We start from the raw sequence: 6,798 nt of genomic DNA on the forward strand, positions 1-6,798 counted from the left end.
GAACGGCGACCGCCGCCTACCCGAGGGTAGTCGGCGGTCGCTCATGTCCTGCCGCTGCGCCGGCGGTCGGCCTGGGGTCAGCCGGTGGCCGGCAGGTAGTCCGGGGCGACGCAGAACACCGCGCGGGCCCCCTTGGCCGCCACGTTGTAGAACGAGTGCGGCGTACCTTCCGGGATCTGGCACGAGTCGCGCGGGCCGAGCTCGAAGAAGACCCGCGTCTCCGGGAACTCGACATGGACGGTGCCTTCTTCGACGAAGAACAGCTTGTCGCCCTGGTGGGTGAACACGTCGCTGCGCTGGCCCGGCAGGAAGCGCTGCTTCCCGATGGTCACGTGCTCCGTGCTCAGCATGATGCCGGTGAGCAGCTCCCGGCCGCGCTTGTGCCCCTCCAGGCGCCACAGGATGTCCTCGTCCCTGGCCGCCCACATGGTCTTCGCGGCGTCGGCCTCGGCACGCGCCATCGGCCAGCGGCCGATGTACTCGTCCTGCTTGTGCTTGTAGGTGGTGATGTTCTCGTGGGTCTGCGCGTACGGCTGGCCCGTGCCGGTCTTGGGCGAGGGGTGGAAGAACTCCACGAACCGCAGCTCGGTGTCGCTGTAGTTCCACTGGTGGTGCCAGGTGTCCTTGCGGAACCAGGCCGCGTCGCCCGCCTCGATGACGAGGACTTCACCGGTGGTCGGGTTCGACTGGACCATCGTCCCGTCGAGAACGTAGAAGAACTCGTCGGATCCGAAGATCGACCGGTTCTCGTCCGAGTGGATGACGGCACCGCCGACCGGGATGGCCACGATGTTGACGCTCATCTTCTCGTCGCTCGCCAGGAACCAGTCCGGCAGCTTCCCTGACTCGTCGTCGCCCCACACCAGTCGCAGTGCGTCCCGGTAGGGCACGAGGCGAGGCTGTTTGCCTTGGTCGGTCTCTGTCATGTCACTTCTTTCTGCTTGCGGCGGTTCCGTGCGAACTGCCGGCGAACCCAGAACACGTCGTGCGCGGAGGCACCATGTGACCGCGCCTCGCGTCCTGCCTGGCTGTCAGACAGCAGTGTCATAGTGCCATGGGCTGAGCTTGGCTTGCAATCACCTTGCGGTCACGGTTCGTCCGATTGAGCCCCGGTGGAAGTCCAGGTGAATCAAGTGCGACCTGGCTCTTGACAGGCCCGGCGGACGGACTCATCGTTACCTGCCAGGCAGCCAGACGACTTTTGAAATGTCAGAGAGACGTGGACTCGGTGAACTACGAACCCGGACATATTGCCGCATTTCGCACGATCTGTGTGGAGGGCGACCCGCGGAGACGCGGGGAGTCATACGGCCGCGCCGCCGCACCGGAGATCAAAGAGTCAATCCACCGCTACACCAGGGTCTTCCGGCACATGGTCGGCTGGGATTGGCAGCAGGTGCGGAAGTTCGCCCTGCGGTACGACCGGCCGATCGGCGACTTCTCTCCCGCCATCGGTGAGGAGATCGCGGGCATCGCCGCAGGTGCGGGGGTCGAGTTGAGCGACATCCTCGCGCTCAACGCGCGGAGCGAGATCATGTTCGCCGCCGCCCCGGCCCGCGCCCGGTCGATGCCGGCGGAGTGCACGTCCTTCGCGCTCATGCCGGAACGCACGGGCCAGGGCATCGTCACCGGGCAGAACTGGGACTGGCTGACCCACGCGCGACGTACCACGGTCGTCCTCGACGTCCGGCGGACCGACGCGCCCAACTTCGTGACCGTCGTCGAGGCCGGGCAGTTGGCCAAGGTCGGACTGAACTCGGCCGGCGTCGCCCTGTGCACCAACACCCTGATCGGCGACGTCCGCACCGACGGAGCCGGCGTCCCGTACCACATCCTGCTGCGGTCGGTCCTCGACGCCGGATCGGGGGCGGAGAGCGCGGAGCGGATAGCGACCGCCGACCGGGCGATGTCCGCGAACTACCTGATCAGCGACGGCACCGGCTTCTGCCAGAACCTGGAGACTCCCGCCAGCGACGGGGCGCCGGAGCGGATCACCCCGCGCGACGGGGTGTTGACGCACACCAACCACTTCCTGTCCGCCGGGCTCACCACGACGGACGACTACGCCAGGCGGAAGCCGCACACGCTCGACCGGCACCGCAACATCGAACTGCGCCTGCGCGACCCTCGCGTACGCACGATCCACGAGGTCAAGGAGGCCCTGTCCGACCACCACGACTGGCCCGGCAGCATCTGCCAGCACCCCGATCCCTCGATCGCGATCGAGGAACGGACCTGCACCATCGCCGGATTCATCATCGAACCCGACCGCGGCGTCCTTCAGTACGGCGCCGGCAACCCCTGCTCGACCCATTGGCGGCAGCGCACCGTCTCAGGTGCATAACGTCCGTCGCCGCACTGGTGCGATGTAAGGCTGTCAGACATAGCGTAGAGGCGGAGAAGGTTGGACGTAACCGCCCTAAACGACCTATAGGCACGGCCGTCGAGTATTCCGGCCACCACATCAACGACCGAAGTACCGACCCAGGAGGTCACGTTGAGACGTTCTTCCCGGTGGCGAGTCGCCCTCGCCGGACTCACCGTCATCAGTGTCATCGGCGTCGCGGGATGCGGCAGCCCAGGTTCCAAGAGTGTCGAAGAGACCCCGGCCGCCGCGGACGGCAAGTTCCCCGCGGCTCCCAAGAAGCCCGTCACGCTCACGATCATGGACTCGGCCGGCGGACTGTCCGTCGCCAAGCCGCTGATCGAGGAGTTCGGGAAGAAGCACCCCGAACTGGTCAGCAAGATCAACTACACCACGACGACCTCGCCGGAGATGCCCGGCAAGCTCAAGGCCCAGCAGAACGCCGGCCGGGTAGGTGTGGACATCGTCCTGCTGGGGCCGGACAGCCTCGCCGCGGGCGTGAGTCAGAACCTGTTCACCAAGATCTGGCCCGAGTACAAGGACGGCCTGCCCGATCTGGAGAACACCTACCTCGACAACGCGAAGAAGCTCTGGAAGAACGCGCACGGCCAGGCGCTGATCTACGACACCGGCACGTTCGGCCCGCTGCTCGAGTACCTGCCGGACAAGCTGTCCGACCCGCCGAAGACCGCGCAGGAACTGCTGGAGTGGGCGAAGCGGAATCCCGGCAAGTTCCAGTACGCGTCCGTCGCGAACTCCGGACCGGGCTCGGCGTTCCTCCAGGGCCTGCCGTACCAGCTCGGCGACTCCGACCCGAGAGACCCGGAGAAGGGCTGGGACAAGACCTGGGCCTACCTCAAGGAGCTCGGCAAGTACATCGACAACTACCCGGCCAAAACCAGCGAAACCTACGCCAACCTCACTAATGGAACAGTGAAGCTGGTACCGTCCACCTTCGGATGGCACGTCCAGCCCCGTGCGGACAACCTGATTCCCGAGTCCGCCACCTTCACGGTCCTGGAGAACACGAAGTTCATCCTGTCCGGCGGATCGGTGGCCATCCCGAAGGGCGTCTCGGCCGACCACCTCGCGGTGTCGCTGCGGCTGCTCGGATTCATGCTCCAGCCCGAGCAGCAGGCCATGACCTTCGACCACGGTTACGTCTATCCGGGCCCGGCGATCAAGGACGTCACGGTCGACATGGCACCGCCGGAGATGGCCGAACTCAACAAGAAGTACGGCGTCGCCGACTACGACGACTACATCGCCAAGTATCCGGGCGCGGACCCGCTGCCCGCGGACGTCCTCGTCGCCGCGTACGACAAATGGAACCGAATCATTGGTGGTAAGTGACGTGAGAGCAACCCAGCGACGCGGTGAGTTCAGCGAGCTTCGGCTCGAAGGTCTGACCTGTGTCTACAACGGGAGCGTGGTCGCACTGGACTCCATGACTGCGACGATCAAGGCCGGAGAGTTCACCGCGCTGCTGGGTCCTTCTGGCTGTGGAAAATCCACCCTCCTCGGCTGTCTGGCCGGACATGTCACGGCCACCGAGGGCCGGCTCTGGGTGGACGACGAGCGGATCGACCAGCGGCCCGCGGAGAAGCGCGGCTTCGGCATGGTGTTCCAGAACTACGCGCTCTTTCCGCACCTGTCCGTCGCCAAGAACGTCGCGTTCGGACTCGAAGTACGCCGCATGCCCAAGCCTGAGGTGCGCGAGCGGGTGAAGTGGGCGCTGGACCTGGTCCAACTCCCCGACTACGCCGACAATCTGCCCGGTCGCCTCTCCGGCGGCCAGCAGCAGCGGGTCGCCATCGCGCGGGCCCTCGCACCGCGCCCGTCGATCATGCTGATGGACGAGCCGCTGTCCAACCTTGACGCCAAGCTCCGCTTCGAGATGCGCTCCGAGATCCGGCAACTCCACGACGAGCTGGGGCTGACCACCGTCTACGTCACGCACGACCAGGAGGAAGCCCTCTCGATCGCCGACCGGATCATCGTCCTGCGCAAGGGAAAGACCGTGCAGGACGGTACGCCCCAGCAGATCTACAGCGAACCGGAGGCGGATTACGTCGCCGACTTCGTCGGCTACCGCAACCGGCTCCAGGCGCACGTGGTCGGGGGGACCGGCCGCGAACCCGTCGTCGAGGGGCACGGCATCACGCTGCGCGCCACGTCGAGCACCGACCTGCGGCCCGGACAGTCCGTGACCGTGCGGATCCGGCCGGAGGAGGTGAGCGTCACGGACTCCGCCTCCGCGGTGAACACGTTCGAGGCGCTGGCGCGCTCCACGCAGTACCACGGCCGCGACTTCACCGTGCAGGCCGAACTGCCGGACGGCGCGACCCTGTCCGTACGGACACCGGTGCGGCCGGAAACGGGCACGGTGCTCAAGCTGTCGATCCCGGTGGCGAGCGTCCGGGCCTTCGCCGCGGGAGAGCCTTCCGCCGCCCCGGCGGAGGGCTCCGACGACGGCGAGTCCACGGCTCTCGAACCGAGCGCGCTGTCATGACGGCGACCGTGGACACCACACCGGCCCGCGCCGACCGGGCGCCGGGAGGCCCGCCCGACTCGGGCGACCGCCGACGGGCGTGGCTGCGACGTCACGGACTCCACTGGGGGCTGCTGGCCATGCTGCCCGCGGTGGCGCTGATCGGGGTGCTGTTCCTCTACCCGATCGCCTACGGCATCGGCCTGTCGGTGACCCCCGACAAGGGCGGGACCTTCAGCAGCTACCAGCGGTTCTTCGAGGATCCGTATCTCCGCGAGACGATCTGGAAGACCCTGCGGATCGCGGTGGTCGTCGCCGTGATCAACACGGTGGCGGCGATGATCTTCGCCTACCCGCTGCGCGGGGCCGGACGGCGGAAGAAGTACCTCTCGACGGCCTTCCTGATCCCGATGACCCTCGGCAACGTGCTCGTCTCCAACGGGATGATCGCCTACATGTCCCCGCGGGGCTGGCTCAACCGGACCCTGATGAAGATCGGGGTGATCGACGAGCCCCTGATGCTGCTGCACAACTACACCGCCGTCGTGATCTCGATGGTCATCACGGGTCTGCCGCTGGCGTTCCTGCTGACCATGAGCCATCTCGCGTCCATCGACACCCTCTACGAGCGGGCCGCCGCGTCACTCGGCGCGGACCGGTGGACCCGGTTCCGGCGGATCCTGCTCCCTTTGTGGGCCCCGGGTGTGACCGTGGTCCTCTGTCTGACCTTCGTCCTGGGGTTCTCCGTGTTCGCCAGCGCGACCCTCGTGGGTGATCCCGCCGGCTCCACCCACGTCATCTCGGTCGAGGCCTACTTCCAGGCGTACCGGACCCTGGACTACTCGATGTCCATGGCGATGGTGGTCATCTCCGCCCTGGTCCAGATCCTCATCGTGGGCGCGATCCTGCTCCTGCGTTCCCGCCTGTACACGGGCCCGAGTTCCGGTCAGAAAGGGTGATCGCGGTGTCCGAGTCGTCTCCTACCGCACTGCGGAGCCGGATGCGTCGCACCTGGGCCGGTGTCCTTCCCCGGTGGTTCTACCGCCTGCTGGTCGCCGTCTTCCTCGTCAACATCGCCGGGCTCGTCGCCTCCGTGACGGTCAGCTCCTTCGGCCGCCAGTGGTTCACCGGGTGGCTCCCGAAGGGGTACACGACGGACTACTACCGGTCGTCGTGGAACGAGTACGACCTCTCCCACGTCATGGTGATCACGGTCACCGTCGCGGTGGTCGTGGCCGCGCTCGCCGTGATCATCGGCGCTCCGGCGGCGTATGTGCTGGCAAGGGGGAACTTCCCGGGCAAGAAGCTGCTGATCCTGGCCTTCCTGCTGCCGCTGATGCTGCCGCCGGTCACCTACGGTCTGCCGCTGGCGACGCTGCTGTACCGGCTCGGCCTCGGCGGCCATCTGTCCGGGGTGATCGTGGCCAACCTGGTGCCATCGGTGCCCCTGGTGGTCCTGCTGATGATCCCGTACATCCAGCAGCTCGACACCAACCTGGAACGGGCCGCGCGCTCCTGCGGGGCGAACGGTCTTCAGACGGTCCGGCGGGTGCTCGCGCCGCTGCTGCTGCCCGGAATCCTGGCGTCGGGCCTGCTCACGCTGATCCACACCGCGGGCAGTTTCGAGCTGACCTTCTTCAACTCGGGGCCGGGCAGCGAGACGCTCGTCGTCGCCCTGTACTCGGCCCTGTGGACGCCGGGCTTCCGCCCGCAGCAGTCGATCGACGCGATGTCGGTCATCTACATGCTCACCTGCCTGGTCCTGCTGTTCGTCGCACTGCGTTTCGTCAGCCCCGGCCAGATAGTGACGCACTCGCGCGAAGACGACTGACGCCCGCGCGAGGACGACCAGCCACAGCCCCTGGTGGGGGGGGGGGGGGGGGGGGGGGGGGTGGGGGGGAGGACCGGAGCACACCAAACACGCACGACGCCACCGATCACA

General features: G+C 67.1%; 6 protein-coding genes. 5 read left to right on the forward strand and 1 reads right to left on the reverse strand.

All coding sequences use genetic code 11. The annotated features are described in order from the left end of the window. Positions 1-77: 77 nt before the first annotated feature. Positions 78-926 carry a cupin domain-containing protein gene (locus ACZ37P_RS31295; protein ID WP_355335383.1) on the reverse strand — a complete coding sequence of 283 codons (849 nt, stop codon included), beginning with the start codon at positions 924-926 and terminating at the stop codon, positions 78-80. 347 nt (positions 927-1,273) lie between these two features. Here ACZ37P_RS31295 and ACZ37P_RS31300 point away from each other — a divergent pair, with 347 nt between their 5' ends. The 5 genes from ACZ37P_RS31300 (at position 1,274) to ACZ37P_RS31320 (ending at position 6,687) form a co-directional block, all read left to right on the forward strand. Beyond that, positions 1,274-2,344, forward strand: coding sequence for a C45 family autoproteolytic acyltransferase/hydolase (locus ACZ37P_RS31300; RefSeq protein WP_467349692.1), 1,071 nt, complete (start codon positions 1,274-1,276; stop codon positions 2,342-2,344). A 153-nt stretch (positions 2,345-2,497) separates the two neighbouring features. Then, positions 2,498-3,718, forward strand: coding sequence for an extracellular solute-binding protein (locus ACZ37P_RS31305; protein WP_355335377.1), 1,221 nt, complete (start codon positions 2,498-2,500; stop codon positions 3,716-3,718). Position 3,719: 1 nt separating this feature from the next. Continuing rightward, positions 3,720-4,877 (forward strand): ABC transporter ATP-binding protein, encoded by a 1,158-nt coding sequence (locus tag ACZ37P_RS31310; protein ID WP_467349694.1) that lies wholly within the window; start codon positions 3,720-3,722, stop codon positions 4,875-4,877. Then, entirely contained in the window at positions 4,874-5,815 is a 942-nt protein-coding gene (locus ACZ37P_RS31315) for an ABC transporter permease (protein ID WP_355335372.1), read from the forward strand. Before ACZ37P_RS31310 ends, ACZ37P_RS31315 begins: the two co-directional genes overlap by 4 nt. Positions 5,816-5,856: 41 nt before the next feature. Beyond that, complete coding sequence (locus ACZ37P_RS31320; protein ID WP_188279655.1) at positions 5,857-6,687, forward strand: ABC transporter permease; 831 nt, start codon at positions 5,857-5,859, stop codon at positions 6,685-6,687. Positions 6,688-6,798 lie beyond the last annotated feature (111 nt).

The organism is Streptomyces sp. NPDC024632, from assembly GCF_055559175.1.

What these genes read in the sequence shown, in the direction of transcription:
- ACZ37P_RS31320 (WP_188279655.1), top strand. Translation starts at nt 5,857, where the DNA reads ATGCGTCGCACCTGGGCCGGTGTCCTTCCCCGGTGGTTCTACCGCCTG.
- ACZ37P_RS31295 (WP_355335383.1), bottom strand. Translation starts at nt 926, where the DNA reads ATGACAGAGACCGACCAAGGCAAACAGCCTCGCCTCGTGCCCTACCGG.
- ACZ37P_RS31315 (WP_355335372.1), top strand. Translation starts at nt 4,874, where the DNA reads ATGACGGCGACCGTGGACACCACACCGGCCCGCGCCGACCGGGCGCCG.